At 63.5% G+C, this 25107-nt stretch carries 16 protein-coding genes and 1 pseudogene; 12 read left to right on the top strand and 5 right to left on the bottom strand.

Annotation, left to right across the window (positions count from 1 at the left end):
- The first annotated feature begins 44 nt into the window (after positions 1–44).
- On the top strand, positions 45–1820 hold the full coding sequence (rluB, locus tag OKW45_RS24635) for a 23S rRNA pseudouridine(2605) synthase RluB (protein ID WP_429471683.1): 1776 nt from the start codon (positions 45–47) through the stop codon (positions 1818–1820).
- Between the two features lie 300 nt (positions 1821–2120).
- Here the strand turns inward: rluB and OKW45_RS24630 are convergent.
- Positions 2121–2507 (bottom strand): annotated as a pseudogene (locus tag OKW45_RS24630) (transposase); the annotation flags it as partial.
- Positions 2508–3157: 650 nt separating this feature from the next.
- Here OKW45_RS24630 and rimP point away from each other — a divergent pair.
- From rimP to truB, 5 genes are all read left to right on the top strand, one after another.
- Positions 3158–3616, top strand: a complete 459-nt coding sequence (gene rimP, locus OKW45_RS24625; protein ID WP_006052964.1) for a ribosome maturation factor RimP — start codon at positions 3158–3160, stop codon at positions 3614–3616.
- Positions 3613–5088: a transcription termination factor NusA gene (gene nusA, locus OKW45_RS24620; protein ID WP_018418361.1), complete on the top strand. Its 1476-nt coding sequence runs from the start codon at positions 3613–3615 to the stop codon at positions 5086–5088. The genes rimP and nusA overlap by 4 nt, the downstream gene beginning before the upstream one ends.
- Before the next feature lie 94 nt (positions 5089–5182).
- Positions 5183–8104: a translation initiation factor IF-2 gene (gene infB, locus OKW45_RS24615; protein ID WP_429471681.1), complete on the top strand. Its 2922-nt coding sequence runs from the start codon at positions 5183–5185 to the stop codon at positions 8102–8104.
- A 221-nt stretch (positions 8105–8325) separates the two neighbouring features.
- Positions 8326–8691, top strand: a complete 366-nt coding sequence (gene rbfA, locus OKW45_RS24610; protein ID WP_008922231.1) for a 30S ribosome-binding factor RbfA — start codon at positions 8326–8328, stop codon at positions 8689–8691.
- A gap of 78 nt (positions 8692–8769) precedes the next feature.
- The gene (gene truB / locus OKW45_RS24605) at positions 8770–9705 is read left to right on the top strand and encodes a tRNA pseudouridine(55) synthase TruB (protein ID WP_429471679.1); all 936 of its coding nucleotides are present in this window, start codon (positions 8770–8772) and stop codon (positions 9703–9705) included.
- Between the two features lie 124 nt (positions 9706–9829).
- Here truB and OKW45_RS24600 read toward each other — a convergent pair whose 3' ends face one another.
- The 4 genes from OKW45_RS24600 to OKW45_RS24585 all read right to left on the bottom strand — a co-directional run bounded on the left by OKW45_RS24600 (position 9830) and on the right by OKW45_RS24585 (position 14840).
- On the bottom strand, positions 9830–11392 hold the full coding sequence (locus OKW45_RS24600; protein ID WP_429471677.1) for a DHA2 family efflux MFS transporter permease subunit: 1563 nt from the start codon (positions 11390–11392) through the stop codon (positions 9830–9832).
- A gap of 34 nt (positions 11393–11426) precedes the next feature.
- On the bottom strand, positions 11427–12668 hold the full coding sequence (locus OKW45_RS24595; RefSeq protein WP_429471675.1) for an EmrA/EmrK family multidrug efflux transporter periplasmic adaptor subunit: 1242 nt from the start codon (positions 12666–12668) through the stop codon (positions 11427–11429).
- 83 nt (positions 12669–12751) lie between these two features.
- Complete coding sequence (locus OKW45_RS24590) at positions 12752–14272, bottom strand: efflux transporter outer membrane subunit (RefSeq protein WP_429471673.1); 1521 nt, start codon at positions 14270–14272, stop codon at positions 12752–12754.
- A gap of 52 nt (positions 14273–14324) precedes the next feature.
- Positions 14325–14840 carry a MarR family winged helix-turn-helix transcriptional regulator gene (locus OKW45_RS24585; protein WP_018418354.1) on the bottom strand — a complete coding sequence of 172 codons (516 nt, stop codon included), beginning with the start codon at positions 14838–14840 and terminating at the stop codon, positions 14325–14327.
- Positions 14841–15157: 317 nt separating this feature from the next.
- Here OKW45_RS24585 and typA point away from each other — a divergent pair, with 317 nt between their 5' ends.
- From typA to OKW45_RS24555, 6 genes are all read left to right on the top strand, one after another.
- Positions 15158–16987 (top strand): translational GTPase TypA, encoded by a 1830-nt coding sequence (gene typA, locus OKW45_RS24580; RefSeq protein ID WP_026225447.1) that lies wholly within the window; start codon positions 15158–15160, stop codon positions 16985–16987.
- Positions 16988–17392: 405 nt separating this feature from the next.
- The gene (locus OKW45_RS24575) at positions 17393–20254 is read left to right on the top strand and encodes a 2-oxoglutarate dehydrogenase E1 component (protein ID WP_018418352.1); all 2862 of its coding nucleotides are present in this window, start codon (positions 17393–17395) and stop codon (positions 20252–20254) included.
- A gap of 140 nt (positions 20255–20394) precedes the next feature.
- Entirely contained in the window at positions 20395–21672 is a 1278-nt protein-coding gene (gene odhB, locus OKW45_RS24570; protein WP_429471671.1) for a 2-oxoglutarate dehydrogenase complex dihydrolipoyllysine-residue succinyltransferase, read from the top strand.
- Between the two features lie 138 nt (positions 21673–21810).
- Positions 21811–23253 (top strand): dihydrolipoyl dehydrogenase, encoded by a 1443-nt coding sequence (gene lpdA, locus OKW45_RS24565; RefSeq protein ID WP_429471669.1) that lies wholly within the window; start codon positions 21811–21813, stop codon positions 23251–23253.
- A gap of 88 nt (positions 23254–23341) precedes the next feature.
- Entirely contained in the window at positions 23342–24439 is a 1098-nt protein-coding gene (zapE, locus tag OKW45_RS24560; protein WP_429471667.1) for a cell division protein ZapE, read from the top strand.
- A gap of 99 nt (positions 24440–24538) precedes the next feature.
- Positions 24539–24997 carry a transposase gene (locus OKW45_RS24555; protein WP_429471665.1) on the top strand — a complete coding sequence of 153 codons (459 nt, stop codon included), beginning with the start codon at positions 24539–24541 and terminating at the stop codon, positions 24995–24997.
- Positions 24998–25107 lie beyond the last annotated feature (110 nt).

Below are 25107 nucleotides of genomic sequence, written 5' to 3'. Positions count from 1 at the left end.
CGCGCCCGCAACGGGCGCGCGCGACCTGACATTTTGAGGTTGTTTTGACACATACCCACGACACCGATTCGTCCGAATCCGAGCGCCCCGTGCCGTCGGCACGGACCGACGAACGCACTACGCAAGCGTCGACAGGCGAGGGCGAGCGCCCGGCTCATGGCGCGGAAGCAGAGGGCGAAGAGCGCCCCCGCCGCGGTCTGCGTCGCGGGCCGCGCAGCCTGATCGCGCGACGCCGCGCCGGCGCGAAGACGAAGGCAGCCGAGGGCGCGCCCGCGCAAGGCGCGCAGGTCGTCGCCGAAACGCCGCCGGACGGCGAGGTCGTCGCCCTGGTCCGCACGCCGCGCAAGGACGCGGGTGCGAAACAGGGCGGGCGTCGTAACGCCGGCGGCGCGAAGCGCGAGGGCGCGTCACGCGAAGACCAGCGCGAACGTCAGCCGCGCGAAGGTCAACGTGAGGGCCAGCGCCAGAATCGCCGCGGCGCCGATGCGACCGCGGAGTCAGCTCAGGACGATCTGTTCTCATACGTGACGTCGCCCGCATTCGATGCCGACAACACCACGACTGGCGGCGTACGCGCGCCGATGCTGCGCCGTGGCAAGGCAGCGGTCCCGAAGCGCGTGCTGTCGCCCGATGACGACGCGCCGAAGCTGCACAAGGTGCTCGCCGAGGCGGGCATGGGCTCGCGCCGCGACATGGAAGAGCTGATCATCGCCGGCCGCGTGTCGGTGAACGGCGAACCGGCGCACATCGGCCAGCGCATCATGCCGACCGACCAGGTCCGCATCAACGGCAAGCCGGTCAAGCGCAAGGTCGCCGGCAAGCCGCCGCGCGTGCTGCTGTACCACAAACCGACCGGCGAAATCGTCAGCCACGCGGACCCGGAGGGCCGTCCATCGGTGTTCGACAAGCTGCCACCGATGAAAACCGCCAAGTGGGTCGCGGTCGGGCGTCTCGACTTCAACACTGAAGGTCTGCTGATGCTGACCACCTCGGGCGATCTCGCGAACCGGTTCATGCATCCGCGTTATAGCGTCGAGCGCGAATACGCGGTGCGTGTCGTCGGCGAACTCGCCGAGGGTATGCGTCAGAAGTTGCTAAACGGCGTCGAACTCGAGGACGGCCCGGCGAATTTCCTGCGCATCCGCGACGGCGGCGGCGAAGGCACGAATCACTGGTACCACGTCGCGCTCGCCGAAGGGCGGAATCGCGAGGTACGCCGCATGTTCGAAGCGGCCGGCCTGATGGTCAGCCGGCTGATCCGTACGCGCCATGGCCCGATCTCCCTGCCGCGTGGTCTGAAGCGCGGCCGCTGGGAAGAACTCGAGGACAATCAGGTGCGCGCACTGATGGCATCGGTCGGCCTGAAGGCGCCGACTGAGGAGCGCGGTAGCCGCAATGCGGCGCCGGAGCGTCGTCAGCCGGATCCGATGCAGACGTCGATGGGCTTTATCAATCGCGAGCCGGTGCTGATGTCGCACAGCCGCTTCGAGCAGCAGCCGCGCGGACAGGGTCGCCGTGGCGCGGCGGGTGGTGGCTTCGGCGCGGGCATGGGGGGCGGCACTGGTTCTGGTGTCGGTGTGGGCAATCGCGGCGCCGGGGGGCAGCGCGGCCGCGACGTCGACGGCAATCGCGCGTCGTCGCCCAACGGCGACCGTGCGCGCACTGGGGGCAAGCGGGCTAGCGCGGCCGGCAACAGCGGCGGCAATCGAGGGCCGGGCGGCAATCGTGGCGGCAACGCCAACCGTGCTGGCGGCAACGCGGGTTCGGGCGGCGCGAATCGTGGCGGCGGCACGGCGCGCGGTCGCTCGCGCGGCCGTTGAGCGGGGCGCTGTACCGCGTTTGAGGGGTGGCCGTTGAACGGCCATACCCTTCGTGCAGTTCGCGTGACCTGCCAGGCTGATATGACTCCCGGTGTCAATCGGGATCGGTTTTTAGTTTTTCGAATTCATGTTGCCGGAATTTCCTCAGGGCGGCGTAGCAGTACGCTTCGACGGTGGATCAAGCTGATATCCGCGGGTTGGGTACCGCACTACAGATGTCCGCCCAATGAGCCTGCCGCTATCTAGAACCGCAAGTCGGATGCAGTAGTCCGTTGCGTAGCCTGGTCGCGGGTTACTCGTCCCAAGCGAGAGTAGAAAGGCCTTCACGCGTTGCCGTGCGCGCTTCAGGTCGTCTTTGGCGCCACCCACGTCCCTGCCGGATCGCGGAACGCTTCGTCGTCCTCGCTCGGCACGTACACTGCGGAGAGGTCACCGGCGCGCATGCACCCGAATCTATTCTGCACGAACTGCCGGTAAAGTCCGAAGCCGCATGGACCGGCCTCGTAGACAACGCAGATGTACCGCGCTTTCGCCTGCAGGCGCCTGCACAGGTGATCGATATCCGCCTGCGTCGTGCCGATCTTGCCCAGCAGTTCGACTTCGCCCGGGCCCGGCGCATCCGCGACTGTGATCGAGTCCTTGTGTATGTACATCGAGACCGACGTACAGCGTGCTATCGTGTTCCATGCTGGCCTCCGTGCCGGAAATCGCCGGAAGCGGCCTTGTCCGCACTGTGCTGCTCTGGCTGCAATGCTAACGCGCGCTTGATTTCTCACGGCAGGCCAGCCATTGCCTCACGGGAGTCATACTGACTAGCAATGTCGAGTGCTTCCCGGCCGAGCCGTTTATCGTTTTTGGCGATTTTATGCCGTCTCTCGTTTGCCGCGTTCGAGCGGCGTTCCAATGCGTCAAACGCCGTGCGAAACTGCGCTGAAGACCGAAAGGACGCATCGCTGCAAAGTATTGGCGTGGCCCGACCGGCTCCCTTTCCCGACGGCTCGGGCGACCTTGCAAAAGCCCGGATTTGCCGCCACATTGTCGAAAGATTCCTATCAAATCAAGCGGAAATGCGCGTCGCCCGGCGTTCCGCAGATTGCGTTTGGGCCGAAAAATGGCTACAATCGCGAAGTCGCTGGGCGTACGGTTTCATCATGTGCGGCTCAGGTGCGACCACCGGCAATAAGATGATGGGCGTTCAGCCCATTTTTTTTTGCCGCTCAGTTCATCGTGGTTCGGCATCTCGGGTTCGCACGAACGTGCGCCGGCTTGGCGCGCGGCCCGCATTGGTTGTTTGCAGAAGAGGCGAGGCTCGCTGCGCGAACATCTAAGAGGGCACTGTGCAACTGACGGAACTGATTGAAACCACGGTCGTGGGACTCGGCTACGAGCTCGTCGATCTCGAGCGCACCGGGCGCGGCATGTTGTGTATCTATATCGACCAGCCAGCCGGCATCGCAATCGAAGACTGCGAGAAAGTCACGCGTCAGCTCCAGCACGTTCTGACGGTCGAAAATATCGATTACGAGCGGCTCGAAGTATCGTCGCCCGGTCTCGACCGCCCGCTGAAAAAACTGGCGGATTTTGAACGTTTCGCGGGCAGCGAAGCGGTTATCACACTGAAAAAGCCATTGGACGGTCGGAAGTCGTACCGGGGTATTTTGCATGCTCCGCAGGGCGAGACGATCGGTCTGGAATTTGAAGGAAAAGAAGGTGCCGCGATGCTCGATTTCACGCTCGCGGACATGGACAAGGCGCGCCTTGTTCCGAAAGTTGACTTTAGGAGCCGCAAACAATGAGTCGCGAAGTGTTGATGCTGGTGGATGCGCTGGCACGCGAGAAGAATGTCGACAAGGACGTGGTATTTGCCGCGCTCGAAGCGGCTCTCGCTTCGGCCTCCAAGAAACTCTTCGAAGAAGATGCGGACATCCGCGTCCACATCGACCGTGAAAGCGGCGAGCACGAAACGTTTCGCCGCTGGAAGGTGGTGCCGGACGAAGCAGGTCTGCAGGAACCGGATCAGGAAATTCTGCTGTTCGAGGCGCGCGAGCAGCAGCCCGATATTCAGCTCGACGAGTTTATCGAGGAGCCGGTTCCGTCGATCGAATTCGGCCGTATCGGCGCGCAGGCCGCCAAGCAGGTGATCCTGCAGAAGGTGCGCGACGCCGAGCGCGAGCAGATCCTGAGCGACTTCCTCGAGCGCGGCGAACACATCATGACCGGCTCGGTGAAGCGTCTCGACAAGGGCAACTTCATCGTCGAATCGGGCCGCGTCGAAGCGTTGCTGCGCCGCGACCAGCTGATCCCGAAGGAAAACCTTCGGGTGGGCGACCGCGTGCGCGCGTATATCGCGAAGGTCGACCGCACTGCGCGTGGTCCGCAGATCGAGCTGTCGCGTACGGCGCCGGAATTCCTGATGAAGCTGTTCGAGATGGAAGTGCCGGAAATCGAGCAGGGCCTGCTCGAGATCAAAGCGGCGGCTCGCGATCCGGGCGTGCGTGCGAAGATCGGCGTGGTGGCTTATGACAAGCGCATCGATCCGATCGGCACTTGCGTCGGTATTCGCGGCTCGCGCGTGCAGGCCGTACGCAACGAGCTCGGTGGCGAAAACGTTGACATCGTGCTATGGTCGGAAGACCCCGCCCAGTTCGTGATCGGCGCGCTCGCGCCGGCAGCCGTGCAGTCGATCGTCGTCGATGAAGAAAAGCATTCGATGGACGTCGTCGTCGACGAGAACGAACTCGCGGTTGCGATCGGCCGCAGCGGCCAGAACGTGCGGCTTGCCAGCGAGCTCACCGGCTGGCAGATCAACATCATGACGCCGGACGAATCTGCGCAGAAGCAGAATCAGGAACGCGGCGTCCTGCGCGACCTGTTCATGGCGCGTCTCGATGTCGACGAGGAAGTCGCCGACATCCTGATCGACGAAGGCTTCACGAGCCTCGAAGAGATCGCCTACGTGCCGCTCAACGAAATGCTCGAAATCGAGGCATTCGACGAAGACACCGTTCACGAACTGCGCAACCGCTCGCGCGACGCGCTGTTGACGATGGCGATCGCGAACGAAGAAAAGGTCGAGAATGTAGCGCTCGACCTGAAGAGCCTGGACGGCATGGACGCCGACCTGCTCGCGAAACTGGCCGAACATCAGATCCAGACGCGCGACGAACTCGCCGAGCTGGCCGTGGATGAACTGGTCGAGATGACTGGGATGGGAGAGGATGCCGCTAAGGCGTTGATCATGAAAGCACGTGAACACTGGTTCCAGTGAGAAATGACCATGGCGCACTGAATTGAACGCGGCCGTCAGGCCGCATGACCCGATGCTAACCGCAAGGAATCGGTCCTTGCATTAAGAGGAATGAATGGCGAGTAACAACGTAGCCCAATTTGCCGCGGAACTGAAAATGCCTGCAGGCGTGCTGCTTGAGCAGCTGCAGGCAGCTGGCGTCACAAAAGCGAGCGAAGCCGACTCCTTGTCCGAAACGGACAAGGCGCGTCTGCTCGACCACTTGCGCAAGTCTCACGGCTCGACTGATGCAGACAAGCGCAAGATCACGCTGACGAAACGGCATACGTCGGAGATCAAGCAGTCCGATGCGACGGGCAAAGCTCGCACCATTCAGGTCGAGGTGCGCAAGAAGCGCACGTTCGTCCGCCGCGACGAGACCGTCGCGGAAGGCGGGGATGCATCGAATCATGTGGCCGAGAACGCGGACGCCGAAGATCTCGAACTGCAGCGTCGCGAGGAAGAAGCACGTCACGAAGCCGAGCTGCTCGAAAAGCAGGCGCAGGAGCTGAAGGCGCGCCAGGAACAGCTCGAGCGCGAAGAAGCCGAGCGTCAGGCGCGCGAGCAGTCCGCGGAAGCCGAGCGTCAGCGCGCGGAAGAAGATGCGAAGAAGCGCGCAGCGGCTGCGGTCGAGGCGGCGGCTCGCGAGAAGGCCCAGCAGGCGGCGGCGAAAGCCGCTGCACCGGTTGCCGAGAAGGCAAGCGAGCAGGACGACGAACGCGCGGCAGCGGAACGCGCCGCGCAACGCGAAGCCGCGAAGAAAGCGGAAGACGCCGCGCGCGTGGCCGCCGAGAAGGCGCGCGCCGAACAGGAGGAAATCGCCAAGCGCCGCGCGGCGGCCGAAGCCGAAGCGCGCGCGATTCGCGAAATGATGAACACGCCGCGCAAGGCGCAGGTGAAGGCGCCGGAACCGGCACCGAAGCCCGCCGAGCCGGCCAAGGCGGCCGAAGCCAAGGGCACGCTGCACAAGCCGGCGCGTCCGGCTGGTGAAGCACCAGCGCGCCCGGCAGCCAGGAAGCCGTCAGCCGCCGCGACTCCGGCGCCCGCGAGCGCACCGTCGGCGGGCGACAAGAAGAAGCCGGGCGGCGGAAAGAGCGGCTGGCAGGACGACGCAGCGAAGCGCCGCGGCATCAAGACGCGCGGCGATTCGAGCGGCGGCGTCGATCGTGGCTGGCGCGGCGGTCCGAAGGGGCGTGGCAAGCATCAGGAGCAGGCCACCACGTTCCAGGCGCCGACCGAACCGATCGTGCGTGAAGTGCATGTGCCGGAAACCATCACGGTCGCGGATCTCGCGCACAAGATGGCCGTGAAGGCTTCGGAAGTCATCAAGGTGATGATGAAGCTCGGACAGATGGTCACGATCAACCAGATGCTGGACCAGGAAACGGCGATGATCATCGTCGAGGAACTGGGCCACCATGCGCTCGCGGCGAAGCTGGACGATCCGGAAGCCATGCTGGTCGAAGGCGAAGCGAGCGACGCGGAAGCGCTGCCACGTCCGCCGGTCGTCACGGTGATGGGCCACGTCGACCACGGCAAGACCTCGCTGCTCGACTACATCCGCCGCGCGAAGGTTGCGGCAGGCGAAGCGGGCGGTATTACGCAGCACATCGGCGCCTACCACGTCGAAACGCCGCGCGGCGTGATCACGTTCCTCGACACGCCGGGTCACGAAGCCTTTACGGCAATGCGTGCCCGCGGTGCAAAGGCGACCGACATCGTGATCCTGGTGGTGGCCGCCGACGACGGCGTGATGCCGCAGACGAAGGAAGCGATCTCCCACGCGAAGGCTGGCGGCGTGCCGCTCGTCGTCGCGATCAACAAGATCGACAGGCCGGAAGCGAATCCGGATCGCGTGAAGCAAGAGCTCGTCACGGAAGGCGTCGTGCCGGAAGAGTACGGCGGCGACTCGCCGTTCGTGCCGGTGTCGGCGAAGACCGGCACGGGCATCGACGATCTGCTCGAAAACGTGCTGCTGCAGGCCGAGGTGCTGGAGCTGAAGGCACCGGTCGAATCGCCGGCCAAGGGTCTCGTCATCGAAGCGAAGCTCGACAAGGGTAAGGGTCCGGTCGCAACGATCCTCGTCCAGTCAGGTACGCTGAACCGCGGCGACGTCGTGCTGGCAGGCAGCGCGTACGGTCGCGTGCGTGCCATGCTCGACGAAACCGGCAAGCCGACCAAGTCCGCGGGGCCGTCGATCCCGGTCGAAATCCAGGGTCTGTCGGAAGTGCCGCAGGCTGGCGAAGAAGTGATCGTGATGCCGGACGAGCGCAAGGCGCGTGAAGTTGCGCTGTTCCGTCAGGGCAAGTTCCGCGACGTCAAGCTCGCAAAGCAGCAGGCCGCGAAGCTCGAGAACATGCTCGAGCAGATGGGCGAGGGCGAAGTGCAGTACCTGCCGCTCATCGTCAAGGCCGACGTGCAGGGTTCGCAGGAAGCGCTGGTGCAGTCGCTGCAGAAGCTCTCCACCGACGAAGTACGCGTGCAGATCGTGCACGGAGCGGTCGGCGGCATCAGCGAGTCGGACGTCAATCTCGCGACGGCGTCGAAGGCGGTCATCATCGGCTTCAACACCCGCGCGGATGCGCAGGCTCGCAAGCTCGCGGAAGCTAATGGCGTCGACATCCGCTACTACAACATCATCTACGACGCCGTGGATGAGGTGAAGGCGGCAATGTCGGGCATGCTGGCGCCGGAGAAGCGCGAAGTCGTGACGGGCACGGTCGAAGTACGCCAGGTATTCAAGGTGCCGAAGGTCGGCACGGTGGCCGGCTGTATGGTCACGGACGGTTTCGTCAAGCGCTCGTCGTCGGTGCGCGTGCTGCGCAACAACGTCGTCATCTTCACGGGCGAGCTCGATTCGCTCAAGCGGTTCAAGGACGATGTGAAGGAAGTCCGTCAGGGCTTCGAGTGCGGTATGTCGATCAAGAACTTCAACGATATCGTCGAAGGCGATCAGTTCGAAGTCTTCGAGGTCACCGAAGTCGCGCGTACGCTGTAATTCACGCGGCACGTCACAGCGGGCGGAACGGGCTTGACGCCCGCTCCGCCCGTTGTTTTTGAGCCAGCAGTGTCGAGTTTGTTGCTGGCTTGGTTGCCGCGTTCGTCGCAAATGGACTCTCACCCGCCGCGGCGACCGCGACGCCGTCGTATCGAACGAATATCGAACACGGCTCGCGCGAACCAATTTTTTGCATCCGTCTTAGCGGAGCACACAACACCATGCCTAAGAAACGTACTACTCCCAATCGCAACGTGCAGATCGCCGATCAGATCCAGCGCGACCTGGCTGAGCTGCTGCGCGAGGTCAAGGATCCGCGCATCGGCATCGTCACGTTTCAGAGCGTCGAGCTGACGCCCGACTACGCGCACGCGAAGGTCTACTTCACGACGCTGACGGGCGACCCGCAGCAAACGCTCGAAGCGCTGACGCACGCTGCCGGCCATCTGCGCAATCTGCTGTTCAAGCGCCTGCATATCCACACGGTGCCGACGCTGCATTTCCACTACGACAAGACGATCGAGCGCGCCGTGGAGATGTCGCGTCTGATCGACGAGGCAAATTCCACGCGCGCGAAAGACGACTGAGCGTCTGCCATGCCGTGGCGTTCCACGTAGCGCGCGGCGCCGTTTTTCGTATTTCCCGAACGTTCTGCCTCCCTCGACATGACCGCACCTCAACGCCCCCGCGTGCCGCGTCGCGCGCTCGACGGCGTGCTGCTGCTCGACAAGCCGCTCGGCCTGTCGAGCAACGACGCGCTGGTTCGCGCGAAACGTCTTTACCTGGCGAAAAAGGCGGGCCACACCGGCACGCTCGATCCGCTGGCAACCGGCCTGCTGCCGCTGTGTTTCGGCGAGGCCACCAAGTTTTCGCAAGACTTGCTCGAAGCCGACAAGACCTACGAGGCGACGATGCGCCTCGGTATCCGCACGACCACCGGCGACGCCGAAGGCGAGGCGTTCGACATCCGCGACGTCGACTGCGACGAAGCGGCGGTGCGGGCGGCCTTGCCGAAATTCATAGGCGAGATCGTTCAGATTCCGCCGATGTACTCGGCGCTCAAGCGCGATGGCAAGCCGCTGTACGAGTACGCGCGCGCTGGCCAGACGGTCGAACGGGAAGGGCGGCAGGTGACGATTCGCTCGCTCGAGCTGATTGCGTGCGCGTTGCCGGATGTGACGTTTAGCGTGACGTGCAGCAAGGGCACCTATGTGCGCACGCTTGCCGAGGATATCGGCGAGGCGCTCGGCTGCGGCGCGCATCTGGTCGCGCTGCGGCGCACGGGCGTAGGCGCGCTGACGCTGGAGCATTCAGTCACGCTCGACGCGTTGTCCGACGCGACTGCACTCGAACGCGACGCATGGCTGCAACCGGTCGACACGCTGCTGTCGACGTTCCCGCAGGTCTGTCTGAACGACGATGACACGCGCCGCTTCCTTCACGGCCAGCGCCTGAAGCTGTCGTCGTTGACGATCGCCGCCGACGCGGTGACTGCCCCGCGCGTAAGGGTGTACTCGGCGCAGGGGCGGCTGCTCGGGGTCGCGAAGCCGGGCGAAGGCGTGCTCGCACCCGACCGTCTGATCGTGACGACGGAGAGCTAGAGGTCGCCGTTTTGCCAGCCCGGCGCGGACAATAAAAAGACGGGATCGCCATCGAGGCGATCCCGTTTTGATCATGCCCTCCGGTGGAGCGATGTCGAACTAAAGCAACACCACAAACACCCCCTCAATGCGCCGCGGCTGCCGCCGCTCCCGCATCGCCGCCTGCCCGTTCCGGCCGCGTGATCCAGATGAGCGCGATCAGCGAGACAAAAATACCGGCCGAAATGAAGAACAGATCGTTTACGCCGAGCTGCGCGGCCTGCTGCGTGACCATGGTATTGAAGAGACCATAGGTCTGCTGCTGATCCAGGCCCGCCGCGCCCATCTGACGAATCGATTGACCGAACGCCGGGTTGTAAGCATTCGCCTGCTCGGTCAGTTGCGCGTGATGCATGATCGTGCGGTGATCCCAGGCGGTCTGGAAGATCGACGTGCCGATACCGCCGCACATGATCCGCACGAAGTTCGACAACCCCGAGGCCGCTGGAATCCGATGGCCCGGCAAGCCCGACAGCGTGATCGACACGAGCGGAATAAAGAAGCCGGCCATACCGATACCTTGAATCAGCGTGGGTAGCATCAGCGAGTACGTATCGACGCCCGTCGTATAACGCGAGCGCATCCAGAAACACAGCGCGAAAATCAGGAACGACAGCGTCGCGATATAGCGCGGATCGGTACGCGGCAGCACCTTGCCGGTCAGCGGCGACAACAGGACCGCGAACACACCGACGGGTGCCATCACGAGTCCGGCTTCGGTCGCCGTGTAGCCGATATCCGTCTGCAGCCACAGCGGCAACAGCACGAGATTGCCGAAGTAAAGCCCATAGCCGATCGACAGCGCGATCGTGCCGCCGGTGAAATTGCGCCGGCTGAACAGCGACAGATCAACCACCGGATGCTCGGCCGTCAACTCCCATACGATGAAGAACGCGAGCGCGATCACCGCGACGAGCGCGAGCGCGACGATCGTCGTCGACGAGAACCAGTCGAGGTCCTTGCCCTTGTCGAGCATCACCTGAAGCGAGCCGACCCAGACGATCAGAAGACCGAGGCCGACTCCGTCGATTGGCGCCTTCCTGATGACCGAATCGCGGTTACGGAAGATCATCCATGTCGCGGCGGCCGCGACCGCGCCGACGGGAATGTTGACGTAGAAGATCCACGGCCACGAGATGTTGTCGGAAATCCAGCCGCCGAGAATCGGACCGGCAACCGGTGCGATCAGCGTGGTCATCGCCCACATCGATAGCGCCATCGGCGCCTTCGCGCGCGGATAGCTCGCGAGCAGCAGCGTCTGCGACAGCGGGATCATCGGGCCGGCCACCGCGCCTTGCAGCACGCGCGACGCAAGCAGGAACGGCAGGTTCGGTGACAGCCCGCACATCCATGACGACAGCACGAACAGCACGATCGACGCCATGAACAGCCGCACCTGGCCGATGCGGTCGGTGAGCCAGCCGGTCAGCGGCACCGAGATCGCGTTGGCCACTGCGAACGACGTAATCACCCACGTGCCCTGGTCGGACGATACGCCGAGGTCGCCGGAAATGGAGGGGATCGACACATTCGCGATCGACGTGTCGAGCACGTTCATGAACACGGCGAGCGACACCGCGATGGTGCCGATCACCAGTTGCGCGCCCTCGAGCGGCGGGTGAGGGACTTGCGCCTGAGCCTGAGCCATTAAAAGAGCCTTCTATGAATCATCGGGCGGACCTTCAGCTCTTATGGGCCACAGGTTTCGCGGCGGCCGCGGCGCTCGCCGCGGTCGACTTCTGCGCGCCGCCGTTCGCGTTCGCGCCGGCATTTTCCGAGATGATGCGGGCGATTTCCGCATCGGCTTCCGCGCCGTACTTGTCGAAGACGTTGGTCTGGTAAGCCGTGGACGGCGCCTGACCGAGCTGGCCGCCGGTGTCGTCCTTGATGTTCACGTCAGCTTGCATCGACAGACCGATACGCAGCGGATGCTTCTCCAGTTCCTGCGGATCGAGCGAAATACGCACCGGCAGACGCTGCACGACCTTGATCCAGTTGCCGGTCGCGTTCTGCGCGGGCAGCAGCGAGAACGCCGAACCCGTGCCGGCCGAGAAGCCGACCACCTTGCCGTGATACGGCACCGACGAGCCGTAGACGTCGGCCGTCAGTTCGACCGGCTGGCCGATGCGCATGTGCTTCAGTTGCACTTCCTTGAAGTTCGCTTCGACCCACACGTCATGCAGCGGCACGATCGCCATCAGCGGCGAGCCCGGCGATACGCGCTGGCCGAGCTGCACCGAGCGTTTTGCGACATAGCCTGTGACCGGCGCTGGCAGAGTATTGCGAGCGTGGTTCAGGTATGCGTCGCGCAGCTTCGCGGCGGCGGCCTGCACGTTCGGGTGATCGGCGATCGTGGTGTTCGCGGTCAGCGCGCGGTTTGCCGCGAGTTGCTGTTTGGCGGCGTCGAGCGCGGCTTGCCCGCTCTTCACGGAGTCGCGTGCGTGCGAAATTTCTTCCTGCGATACCGCGCCGGTCTGCGCGACCGTCATACGGCGCTTCAGGTCGTCCTGGGCGCGCGACAGATCGGCCTGGCTCGCCGCGACCCGCGCTTCGTACTGGCTGTCGTCGGCGAACAGACCGCGCACCTGGCGCACCACCTGCGCAAGATTGGCCTCGGCCTGTTCGAGCGCGACGCGCGAGTCGGCCGGGTCGAGCACGACGAGCGGGTCGCCGGCCTTGACGACCTGGGTGTCGTCCGCGTTGACCGCGATCACGGTGCCCGTGACCTGCGGGGTGATCTGCACGACGTTGCCGCTCACGTAGGCGTCGTCGGTGTCTTCATGGAAGCGCGCGACGAGGAAGTAGTACAGGCCGTACGCGATCGCGGCAATCAGAATCACGATGACGAGCAGCGTCATCATGCGCTTGCGTTTGCCGTTGTTCGCCGCTTGCGGTGGAGTGGCGGGCTGCTGGGGGGTGCTCATTGATGTGCTCCGGGTTCTTTTGAACGTCGTCGTTTATTCGGGTGTTCGTGTCTATGCCTGTGCGTCGGCGCGGGCGGGCTCGCTCAGTTCGCGGCGGTGCTCGTGGCGTGGTTCGCAGCGTTGGCCGATGCGGGAGCATCGGTCGGCACGACGAGACCGGTCTGGGTTGCGTCGAATCCGCCGCCCAGTGCCTTGATCAGACCGATCTGCAGACTGCGGCGGCGCATTTGCAGACCCGTGACCGTCTGCTCGGCGGCAAGGCGGTTTTCATCGGCGGTGAGCACCTGCAGCTGCGGCGACAGGCCGGCCTTGTAGCGGATTACGGCGAGCTGGTACGCCTTGCTCGACGCGTCGAGCGCGCGCTGGGCGTCGCCCTCCTGGCGGTCGATCGAGCGGATCGACGACACCTGCGTCGATACGTCCTGCAGCGCGTTGATCAGCGTCTGGTTGTAGTTCGCGACGTCGCCCTCGAAGTCGGCGTAGCGGCCCTTCAACTGCGCGCGCAACGCGCCGGCGTCGAAGATCGGCAGATGGATCGCCGGGCCGAACTGGATCTGACGGCTCGACGCGGTCAGGAAACGGCCCCAGCCGAACGCGTCGAAGCCGAAGCCGGCCGCGAGATTCACGTCCGGGTAGAACTCGGCTTTCGCTTCTTTCACGTCATGCATCGCGGCTTCGACCTGCCAGCGCGCGGCGACGATGTCGGCGCGACGCGCCACGAGGTCGGCCGGGATATTGCCCGGCAGAGCGACCACGTCGCCGCCGGTGAGCACCGGCTTGTCGATCTGCAGGCCACGGTCCGGGCCTTTGCCGAGCAGCGCGCCCAACTGGTAGCGCACGACGGTGATCTGGCCGTCGAGGTCGGTCAGGTTCGACTGGCTCGTCGCGACGTTGCCGGCGGCGGTCTGCTTCTCGACGTTGGTGTCGAGGCCGGCCGTCACGCGGTCATTCGTGATACGGCCGACGTCCTGGCGGTTCGCGATTTCACGCGCGGCGATGTCGCGGAACGCATACAGCTGCGCGAGCTGGTTGTAGGTGCTCGCGACCGACGCGGCGAGCGTCACGCGCGCCTGCTGCATATCGGCCTCGGCGGCTTTCTGCTGCGACACGGCCTGGCCTAGCCGCTGACGGTTCTTGCCCCACAGGTCGAGATCCCACGACGCGCTCGCGAGCACGTTGTTCTCGCTATACCAGGTGCCGCCGAACGGAGGCGGGTAAAGGGCGTTTGCCGAGTACAGCTCGCGGGTCCACGAATAGCTCGCGCTGACCTTCGGGAACAGCGCTGCGCGCGAACTTTCGATATACGACGAAGCCTTTGCGAGCCGCGCTTGCGCCTGGGCGATCGACGGGCTGCCCTCGAGCGCTTCCGCGATCAGCTTCGGCAGTTGCGGGTCGCCGAACTGGTTGGCCCAGTCGAACGATGGCCACTGGCCGCCCTCGTTGGGCAGACTCTGCGTCGACTCGTACTGCGTCGGCGACGCGATCTGCTTGTCGCTTTTGACGCCGAAGTAGTTCGCGCACCCCGTGAGGGCGAGCGCCGTCACCGCGGCGGCGACAGCGGCCCGGCTCGACAGCGCGGGCGCGGACAGGGAAAGGGATTTCATCGCTCGACTCTTCTTTGAGTGGAATGTATTGATGGACGCAGCAAGCAAGCTATTACGATTTGCTATCGGAATGGCTTGCGGCGTCGCGGGAAAGTCCCGTGTGTTCGCCGGAATTGACGAGCACGCGACGCAGCATGCTCTTCAGGAAGCCCACTTCTTCCGGGGTGAACCCGTTCAGCAGGTTATCGAGCACGCCATTGAAAATGGCCGGCATGCGAGCCGCGATCGCATGGCCTTCCGGCGTCAACGCGAGGCGCACGACGCGCCGGTCTTCGTTGCTGCGCACCCGCGTGAGGAGGCCGCGCTTTTCGAGCCGGTCGATCAGGCGCGTGACGGCGCTTGCGTCGATACCGTATTCACGCGCCAACTCAGCCGCGAGCAGGCATTTGCCGCTCGCCACCATGAACAGGATGCTGCCTTGCTGGCTGGTGATGCCGAGTTCGGCCATGCTGCGCTGCGTGACCAGGTTTAATAGCGTCGATTTCACCCGTGAAATGAGATAGCCGACGCTTTCGCCGAGCTGGTACTCGCTGAGATTCGGCGTGGGTTCGTTGGACGGCTCCGTCATGATTCTCGTGCGAATGCAATGGTTGACTAGGCATTAGTATAGCTGGCTGTTGATTGACGCGACAAGCGTTAATACAGCTTAGGCAAGGATTATTTCGCGCTAAAGCAACAAACCGCACGGAATGACGTAGGGCGGGGCAAGGCGCGATTCGCGCAACTCGCGGAGAGCGGACGGTCTATCGGGGAATACCAGAAAGGATCATCCGTGCGTGCTATAATTTTGGGTTCCCAAAAGTGCGCTTTGGGCTTGTTGTCGTGGTTAGGCTCCTCAACCAGCAGCATAAGCAAGCGGCGCACTCAACCGTCTTCAGGTTTCCTATGACCCGCGCCCTACGCAACATCGCCATCATTGCTCACGTCGACCACGGCAAGACCACGCTTGTCGACCAGCTCCTCCGTCAGACCGCCACGTTCCGCGAGAACCAGCAGATCGCCGAGCGCGTGATGGACTCGAACGACATCGAAAAAGAGCGCGGTATCACGATCCTGTCGAAGAACTGCGCGGTGGAGTACGAGGGCACGCACATCAATATCGTCGATACGCCGGGGCACGCCGACTTCGGCGGCGAAGTGGAGCGCGTGCTGTCGATGGTCGACTCGGTGCTGCTGCTCGTTGACGCGGTGGAAGGCCCGATGCCGCAAACCCGCTTCGTCACGAAGAAGGCGCTCGCACTGGGTTTGAAGCCGATCGTCGTGGTCAACAAGGTCGACCGTCCGGGCGCGCGGATCGACTGGGTGATCAACCAGACCTTCGACCTGTTCGACAAGCTCGGCGCCAGCGAAGAGCAGCTCGACTTTCCGATCGTCTACGCATCGGGCCTGAACGGCTACGCGGGTCTCACGCCTGATGTACGCGACGGCGACATGCGTCCTTTGTTCGAGGCAATCCTGCAGCACGTGCCGGTGCGCCCGGCCGACCCGGAAGGTCCGCTGCAACTGCAAATCACGTCGCTCGACTACTCGTCGTACGTTGGTCGTATCGGCATTGGCCGTATCACGCGCGGCCGCATCAAGCCGGGCATGGCTGTCGCGGTGCGCTTGGGGCCGGACGGCGAAATCCTCAATCGCAAGATTAACCAGGTGCTGTCGTTCAAGGGTCTTGATCGCGTGCAGGTCGACTCGGCTGAGGCGGGCGACATCGTGCTGATCAACGGTATCGAGGAAGTGGGCATCGGTGTGACGATCTGCTCGCCGGAACAGCCGGAAGCGCTGCCGATGATCACCGTCGACGAACCCACGCTGACGATGAACTTCCTCGTCAACTCCTCGCCGCTCGCGGGCCGTGAAGGCAAGTTCGTCACGAGCCGCCAGATTCGCGACCGCCTGATGAAGGAACTTAATCACAACGTCGCGCTGCGCGTGCGCGATACCGGCGACGAAACGACGTTCGAAGTGGCCGGCCGCGGTGAGCTGCACCTGACCATTCTGGTCGAAAACATGCGCCGCGAAGGCTACGAGCTGGCCGTGTCGCGTCCGCGCGTCGTGATGCAGGAAATCGACGGCGAGAAGCACGAGCCGTACGAAAATCTGACCGTCGACATGGAAGACACCCACCAAGGCGGCGTGATGGAAGAACTTGGCCGCCGCAAGGGCGAAATGCTCGACATGGCATCGGACGGCCGTGGCCGCACGCGTCTCGAGTACCGTATTTCGGCGCGTGGTCTGATCGGCTTCCAGTCGGAATTCCTCACACTCACGCGCGGTACGGGTCTGATGAGCCACACGTTCGATTCTTACCAGCCGGTCAAGGAAGGCGCGGTCGGCGAACGTCGTAACGGCGTGCTGATCTCGCAGGACGACGGCGCGGCAGTCGCGTACGCACTGTGGAAGCTGCAGGACCGCGGCCGCATGTTCGTGTCGCCGGGAGAAGCGCTGTATGAAGGCATGATCATAGGCATCCACAGCCGCGACAACGATCTCGTCGTGAACCCGATCAAGGGCAAGCAGCTTACCAACGTGCGCGCGTCTGGCACCGACGAAGCCGTGCGTCTCGTGCCGCCGGTTCAGCTGTCGCTCGAATACGCGGTCGAGTTCATCGACGACGATGAGCTTGTCGAAGTCACGCCGAAGTCGATCCGTCTGCGCAAGCGCTACCTGAAGGAACACGAGCGCCGCAGCGCGAGCCGCAACAAGGTTGCCGGCGAATAAGCCGGACTCGAATATCCGTCTGGATAGCAGGAAGCGGAAGCCACCTTCGGGTGGCTTCCTTGTTTTTGGCGCATCAAAACGTTTGGCGCTGCATCATGCCTGCCACTTTCCGGGGCGGCACACATGTAGACACCCATCGCGCCGTTCGCCTTCATTTCTCACAGAACACTGTTGCGCGCAGTGAAAAGGCACCCCGTCGCCCGCGAAACGCCCGCCGTCACAGGCTTTGCGCCTGTGCCGTTCGCTATCTGGGCTATTCGTTCTGTGCTATGCTCCCGGGTGCAAAGTTTTAGGTCCTTCCAAGCAAGACTTGATTCGCGCAATCCGCTAAACGGTCAGGCCGTGTCGCGGAAGGTTCGGTAACCCGCTATTTCTCGAGAAACTCGAAGAAAGGTGAGCGTAAAAATGATGAAGCAATTCCAGTCGAACTCTTATCTGTTCGGCGGCAATGCTCCGTACGTTGAAGAAATGTACGAAGCGTATCTCGATAATCCGGCGTCAGTGCCCGAGACCTGGCGCAGCTATTTCGATGCGTTGCAGAACGTGCCCGCATCGGACGGCAGCAACGCCAACGACGTGGCCCATGGCCCGATCGTCGAATCGTTTGCCCAGCGCGCCAAGGCCAATGCCTTCCTGCCGCGCGCAACGGCCGGCGGCGAAGATCTCGCAACCGCCCGCAAACAGGTTTACGTCCAGTCCCTCATCGGCGCATATCGCTTCCTCGGCTCGCAATGGGCCAATCTCGATCCCCTGAAGCGCCGCGAACGTCCCGCGATCCCCGAACTTGAACCCGCGTTCTACGACTTCACCGAAGCCGACATGGACCAGGAGTTCAGCGCAACGAATCTGTACTTCGGGTTCGAGCGCGCGACGCTGCGCGAGATCGTCAAAGCCCTGCGCGACACGTACTGCGGCACGATCGGCGCCGAGTACATGTACATCAGCGATCCGGAGCAGAAGCGCTGGTGGAAGGAACGCCTCGAATCGATCCGTTCGACGCCGAGCTTCAACAACGACAAGAAGAAGCACATCCTGAATCGCCTGACGGCCGCCGAAGGCCTCGAGCGTTTCCTGCACACCAAGTACGTCGGCCAGAAGCGCTTCTCGCTCGAAGGCGGCGAGAGCTTCATCGCGGCGATGGACGAAGTCGTGCGTCACGGCGGTCTGCGCGGCGTTCAGGAAATCGTCATCGCGATGGCTCACCGTGGCCGTTTGAACGTGCTGGTCAATACGCTCGGCAAGATGCCCGCAGACTTGTTCGCCGAATTCGAAGGCAAGCACGTCGACGATCTGCCGGCTGGCGACGTGAAGTACCACAAGGGCTTCTCGTCGGACGTCGCGACGGAAGGCGGCCCGGTTCACCTGTCGCTCGCGTTCAACCCGTCGCACCTCGAAATCGTCAACCCGGTGGTCGAGGGCTCGGCGAAGGCGCGTATGGACCGTCGCGGCGACGAAAACGGCGTTCAGGTGCTGCCGGTGCAGATCCACGGCGACGCGGCTTTCGCCGGCCAGGGTGTCGTGATGGAAACGCTGAACCTCGCGCAAACGCGCGGTTACGGCACGCACGGCACGCTGCACATCGTCATCAACAACCAGATCGGCTTCACGACGTCGGACCCGCGCGACTCGCGCTCCACGTTGTACTGCTCGGATGTCGTCAAGATGATCGAAGCGCCGGTGCTGCACGTGAACGGTGACGATCCCGAAGCGGTCGTGCTGGCCACCCAGATGGCGATCGACTTCCGCATGCAGTTCCACAAGGACGTCGTCGTCGACATCGTCTGCTTCCGCAAGCTGGGCCACAACGAGCAGGACACCCCGGCGGTCACGCAGCCGCTGATGTACAAGACGATTTCGAAGCACCCCGGCACGCGCGCGCTGTACGCTGAAAAGCTCGTGCAGCAGGGCATCATCAAGGCCGAGGATGGCGAGGAATTCGTCAAGGCCTATCGCAAGGCGATGGACGAAGGCCACCACACGGTCGACCCGGTGCTCTCGAACTACAAGAGCAAGTACGCGGTGGACTGGGTGCCGTTCCTGAACCGCAAGTGGACCGACGCGGCCGACACGGCCGTGCCGCTCGCGGAACTGAAGCGCCTCGCCGAACGCATCACCACGATTCCGGAAAACTTCAAGGTTCACCCGCTCGTCGAGCGCGTGATCAACGACCGTCGCGCCATGGGCCGCGGCGAAGCGAAGCTCGACTGGGGCATGGGCGAGCACCTCGCGTTCGCATCGCTGGTCGCTTCGGGCTACGCAGTTCGTCTGACGGGTCAGGATTCGGGCCGCGGCACGTTCACGCACCGTCATGCGGTGCTGCACGACCAGAACCGCGAGCGCTGGAACGACGGCACCTATGTGCCGCTGCAGAACATCGCCGAAGGTCAGGCGAAGTTCACGGTGATCGACTCGGTGCTGTCGGAAGAAGCGGTGCTCGGCTTCGAATACGGTTACTCGACCGCTGAACCGAACACGTTCGTCGCGTGGGAAGCGCAGTTCGGCGACTTCGTGAACGGCGCGCAGGTCGTGATCGACCAGTTCATCTCGTCGGGCGAAGTGAAGTGGGGCCGCGTGTCGGGCCTGACCATGCTGCTGCCGCACGGCTACGAAGGCCAGGGTCCGGAGCACTCGTCGGCGCGTATCGAGCGTTTCCTGCAACTGTGCGCAGACCACAACATGCAGGTCGTTCAGCCGACCACGCCGGCGCAGGTCTTCCACCTGCTGCGTCGCCAGATGATCCGCCTGTTCCGCAAGCCGCTGATCGTCGCGACGCCGAAGTCGTTGCTGCGTCACAAGGAAGCCGTGTCGGATCTGTCGGAACTCGCGAAGGGTTCGTTCCAGCCGGTCATCGGCGAAGTGGACGAAACCATCGACGCGAAGAAGGTCAAGCGCGTGCTGGCCTGCTCGGGCCGCGTGTACTACGACCTGGTCGCGCATCGCCGTGAAGCGAAGGTGAACGACGTCGCGATCATCCGTATCGAACAGCTGTATCCGTTCGCGCACAAGCAGTTCGAAGCGGAAATGAAGAAGTACGACAACGCAACCGAAGTGGTGTGGGTGCAGGACGAGCCGCAGAATCAGGGCCCCTGGTTCTACATCGAGCACCATCTGAAGGAAGGCATGAAGGAAGGGCAGAAGCTGGCGTACAGCGGCCGTCCGGCTTCGGCCTCGCCGGCAGTCGGCTACTACGCGAAGCACTACGAGCAGCAGAAGGCGCTGATCGAAGGCGCTTTCGGCCGTCTCAAGAGCGCGTCGATCGCTAAATAAAGAAACAGACGAGCCGGGAAAGCGCAGTGCGCTTTCCCGCGCCGCGCCGGACGGTCCCATGAGGTTCAGGCGCGGCGTTCACGGTTCGCAGGCGGTCGTGAAGAAGCGCCGTCACCCGATACGTATTCAGGATACTCATAATGGCTATTGTTGAAGTCAAGGTTCCCCAGCTCTCCGAGTCGGTCTCGGAGGCAACCATGCTGCAGTGGAAGAAGAAGCCCGGCGAGGCTGTCGCTCAGGACGAAATCCTCATCGAAATCGAGACCGACAAGGTCGTGCTCGAAGTGCCGGCACCGGCAGCAGGCGTGCTCGCGCAAGTCATTTCGAACGACGGCGACACGGTCACGGCTGAGCAGGTGATCGCGAAGATCGACACGGAAGGCACCGCAGGCGCCGCCGCTGTCGAAGCCGAAGTGAAGCCGGCTCCGGTCGCTGCCGCGGCTCCCGCACCGGCGGCTCAGGCGGCTGCCGCAACGGGCGCGAACACCGCTGCTTCGCCGGCTGCCGGAAAGCTGATGGCCGAGAAGGGTCTGGCTGCTGGCGACCTCGCCGGCACGGGCCGCGACGGCCGCATCACGAAGGGCGACGTGCTCACCGCTGGGCAGGCTGCTCCGGCTGCTGCCAAGGCCGCACCGGCTCCGGCTGCCGCACCGAAGGCTGCGAAGCCGTCGCTGCCGGACGTCAAGGCACCGGCGTCGGCCGACCAGTGGCTGAAGGACCGTCCGGAACAGCGCGTGCCGATGTCGCGTCTGCGTGCGCGTATCGCCGAGCGTCTGCTCGAATCGCAGCAAACCAACGCCATCCTTACGACGTTCAACGAAGTGAACATGGCGCCGGTCATGGATCTGCGCAACAAGTACAAGGACAAGTTCGAGAAGGAACACGGCGTGAAGCTCGGCTTCATGTCGTTCTTCGTGAAGGCGGCTGTTCACGCGCTGAAGAAGTTCCCGCTCGTGAACGCGTCGATCGACGGTAACGACATCGTCTACCACGGCTACTTCGACATCGGCATCGCTGTCGGCTCGCCGCGTGGTCTGGTGGTGCCGATCCTGCGCAATGCAGATCAGCTGAGCCTCGCCGACATCGAGAAGAAGATCGCCGAATTCGGTCAGAAGGCGAAGGACGGCAAGCTGTCGATCGAAGAAATGACCGGCGGTACATTCTCGATCTCGAACGGTGGTGTGTTCGGCTCGATGCTGTCGACCCCGATCATCAACCCGCCGCAGTCCGCGATTCTCGGCGTGCATGCCACCAAGGAACGCGCAGTGGTCGAAAACGGCCAGATCGTGATCCGCCCGATGAACTACCTCGCGCTGTCGTACGACCACCGTATCATCGACGGCCGCGAAGCAGTGCTGTCGCTGGTCGCGATGAAGGATGCGCTGGAAGATCCGGCTCGCCTGCTGCTCGACCTGTAAGCGCACGTTCCACCGACGCCGGCCGGCGGTTTGCGCGGGCCGGCGTCATTCGTAGCACGTCTTTAGCATTCCGCAGTACAGGAACGGCGCGCGCCACCTCGAGTGGCCCGGCGCCGTTCCGCCATCAAAGGGATTGTCATGTCCAAAGAATTTGACGTCGTCGTGATCGGCGCAGGCCCCGGCGGTTATATCGCCGCCATCCGCGCAGCGCAGCTCGGCAAGACCGTCGCATGTATCGAAAAGTGGAAAAACCCGGCCGGCACGCTGAAGCTCGGCGGCACCTGCCTGAACGTCGGCTGCATTCCGTCGAAGGCGCTGCTTGCTTCGTCGGAAGAGTTCGAGAACGCGTCGCATCACCTTGCCGACCACGGCATCTCGGTGGAAAACGTCTCAGTCGATATCTCGAAGATGATGGGCCGCAAGGACGGCATCGTCGATAAGATGACCAAGGGCATCGAATTCCTGTTCCGCAAGAACAAGATCACGTGGCTCAAGGGCCATGGTAAGTTCACCGGCAAGACGGACGCCGGCGTGCAGATCGAGGTCAGCGGCGAAGGCGAGGGTGGTGCAAGCAGCGAAGTCGTCACGGCGAAGAACGTGATCATCGCAACGGGTTCGAAGGCGCGTCATCTGCCGGGCATTCCGGTCGACAACAAGCTGATCGCCGACAACGAAGGCGCATTGAGCTTCGACACGGCACCGAAGAAGCTCGCCGTGATCGGCGCGGGCGTGATCGGTCTGGAACTCGGCTCGGTGTGGCGCCGCCTCGGCGCGGACGTGACCGTACTCGAAGCGCTGCCGGAATTCCTCGGCGCGGCTGACCAGGCGTTGTCAAAGGAAGCGGCCAAGCAGTTCAAGAAGCAAGGTCTCGACATCCACGTCGGCGTGAAGGTCGGCGAAGTGAAGACGAGCGAGAACGGCGTGACGATCGCCTACACGGACAAGGACGGCAACGCGCAGACGCTCGAAGCCGACCGCCTGGTCGTGTCGGTCGGCCGCGTGCCGAACACCGACAACCTCGGCCTCGAAGCGATCGGCCTGAAGGCCAACGAGCGCGGCTTCATCGACGTGGACGACCACTGCGCGACGGCCGTGCCGAACGTGTACGCGATCGGTGACGTGGTGCGTGGCCCGATGCTCGCGCACAAGGCTGAGGACGAAGGCGTGCTGGTTGCCGAAGTGATCGACGGTCAGAAGCCGCACATCGACTACAACTGCATTCCGTGGGTGATCTACACCGAACCGGAAATCGCATGGGTCGGCAAGACGGAGCAGCAACTGAAGGCGGAAGGCCGCGAGATCAAGACCGGCCAGTTTCCGTTCATGGCTAACGGCCGCGCGCTCGGCATCAACAAGGCGGACGGTTTCGTCAAGATGATCGCCGACGCGAAGACCGACGAACTGCTCGGCGTGCACATCATCTCGGCGAACGCATCGGACCTGATCGCGGAAGCCGTGGTGGCGATGGAGTTCAAGGCGGCGTCGGAAGACATCGGCCGTATTTGCCATCCGCACCCGTCGCTGTCGGAAGTCATGCGCGAAGCGGCACTCGCCGTCGACAAGCGCGCGCTGAACATGTAAGCACGCACGCCTGACCGAAACGCAACCTTGGCATCACCAAAGGCGGGCGGGGTTCAATCCCTCCCGCCTTTCTTTTTGCAGCAACACGATGAACGTCACCGAATACTACGAAAAAGAACTGCAGACGCGCGGTTATCAATCCGATCCGGCGCAGCGCTCGGCGGTCGACCGCCTGCAGCGGTGCTATGAAGAGTGGGCCGAATACAAGTCGCGCCGCTCGAACGCGTTCAGGAAGCTGATCATTCACCCGGATCTGCCGCGCGGCGTGTACATGTGGGGCGGCGTGGGCCGCGGCAAGAGCTTCCTGATGGACAGCTTCTACATGATCGTGCCGTTGCATCGCAAAACCCGTCTGCACTTCCACGAGTTCATGCGCGAAGTGCATCGTGAACTCGAAGAACTCAAAGGCCGGGCCGATCCGCTCGACGAACTCGCGCGCCGCATTGCGAAGCGCTATCGGCTGATCTGTTTCGACGAATTCCACGTGTCGGATATCGCCGACGCGATGATCCTGTACCGCCTGCTCGACAAGCTGTTCGAGAACGGCGTGCAGTTCGTGATGACGTCAAACTACGCGCCCGACACGCTGTACCCGGACGGCCTGCATCGCGACCGCATGCTGCCCGCGATCGAGCTGATCAAGCAGAAGCTCGACGTGATCAACGTCGACGCGGGGATCGATTATCGCCAGCGCACGCTCGCGCAGGTGGAGGTCTATCACACGCCACTGGACGCCGCTGCCGGCAAGGCGCTGCGCGACGCTTTCGCGCGCCTCGCCGCGGTGCCCGACGAAAGCCCGCTGCTGCATATCGAGAAGCGCGAGCTGAAGGCGCTGCGCCGCGCGGACGGCGTGGTCTGGTTCGACTTCGCGACGCTGTGCGGGGGCCCGCGCTCGCAGAACGACTACCTCGAACTCGCGACCCGCTTTCACGCGGTGATCCTGTCGGACGTGCCGCAGATGTCGGTGCGCATGGCGTCGGAAGCGCGCCGCTTCACGTGGCTCATCGACGTGTTCTACGACCACAAGGTCAAGCTGTTGATGTCGGCTGCGGTGCCGCCGGAGCAGTTGTACGTCGACGGTCCGATGGTCAATGAATTCACGCGTACGGTGTCGCGCATCGTCGAGATGCAGTCGAAGGAGTATCTCGACACGCCGCGCCGGATCGTCGACACGTCCCTAACCTGAGCCACCGCGCACGACACATTTTCAGGAATCGGAGTGGTCTGATATTCCGCGCACGGATGACTGGCTATCTTTTGTCGTTGTTCTGACAAAGGAGGAAGCATGAACCCATATCGCGAAATCACCGATGAAGAATGGCAGCGCGTTGCGCCACTGTTGCCCGAACTCCGGCCGCGTACCGAAATGCGTGGCCGTCCACTTGCCAATACCCGCTCGGTGCTCAACGGCGTGCTTTGGGTCATATATAGCGGCGCCACCTGGTCCGCAATGCCGCGCCGCTACCCGTCATATCAGACCTGTCATCGCCGCTTCAAGTCGTGGTACGAATCGGGCGTGCTCAAGCACGTCATGGAGCAACTGCTCGGCACCGCGAGCGAAGATTTCTGCAGGTTGATGCAAACGCGTATGCGCACGCACGCGAGCGTGCAGCACAAGCGCGCCACGTCCAAGGGCGTGCCCGCGGCGTTTCGTGTTCCGCCCGCCGTATGCAATCCGGTACCGGCCACGTCGGTGCCGGCGTCGCCGTTCGCTTACGCTGCACCGCTCAAGCAGGCAGCATGACCATCGCAAACAGCTTGCCCCAATGAAAACGGCCGCGCGATTCTTGATCGCCGGTCGTTTTTTATGTTGCACCTCCTGGTGCTGAGCGCGCATCGTTGCAGCATCATGCA

It is taken from the genome of Paraburkholderia lebeckiae (assembly GCF_050436225.1).
Lineage (GTDB): Bacteria > Pseudomonadota > Gammaproteobacteria > Burkholderiales > Burkholderiaceae > Paraburkholderia > Paraburkholderia tuberum.
The sequence above is the reverse complement of the archived record's forward strand: the minus strand, read 5'-3'. Positions and strand labels throughout refer to the sequence as shown.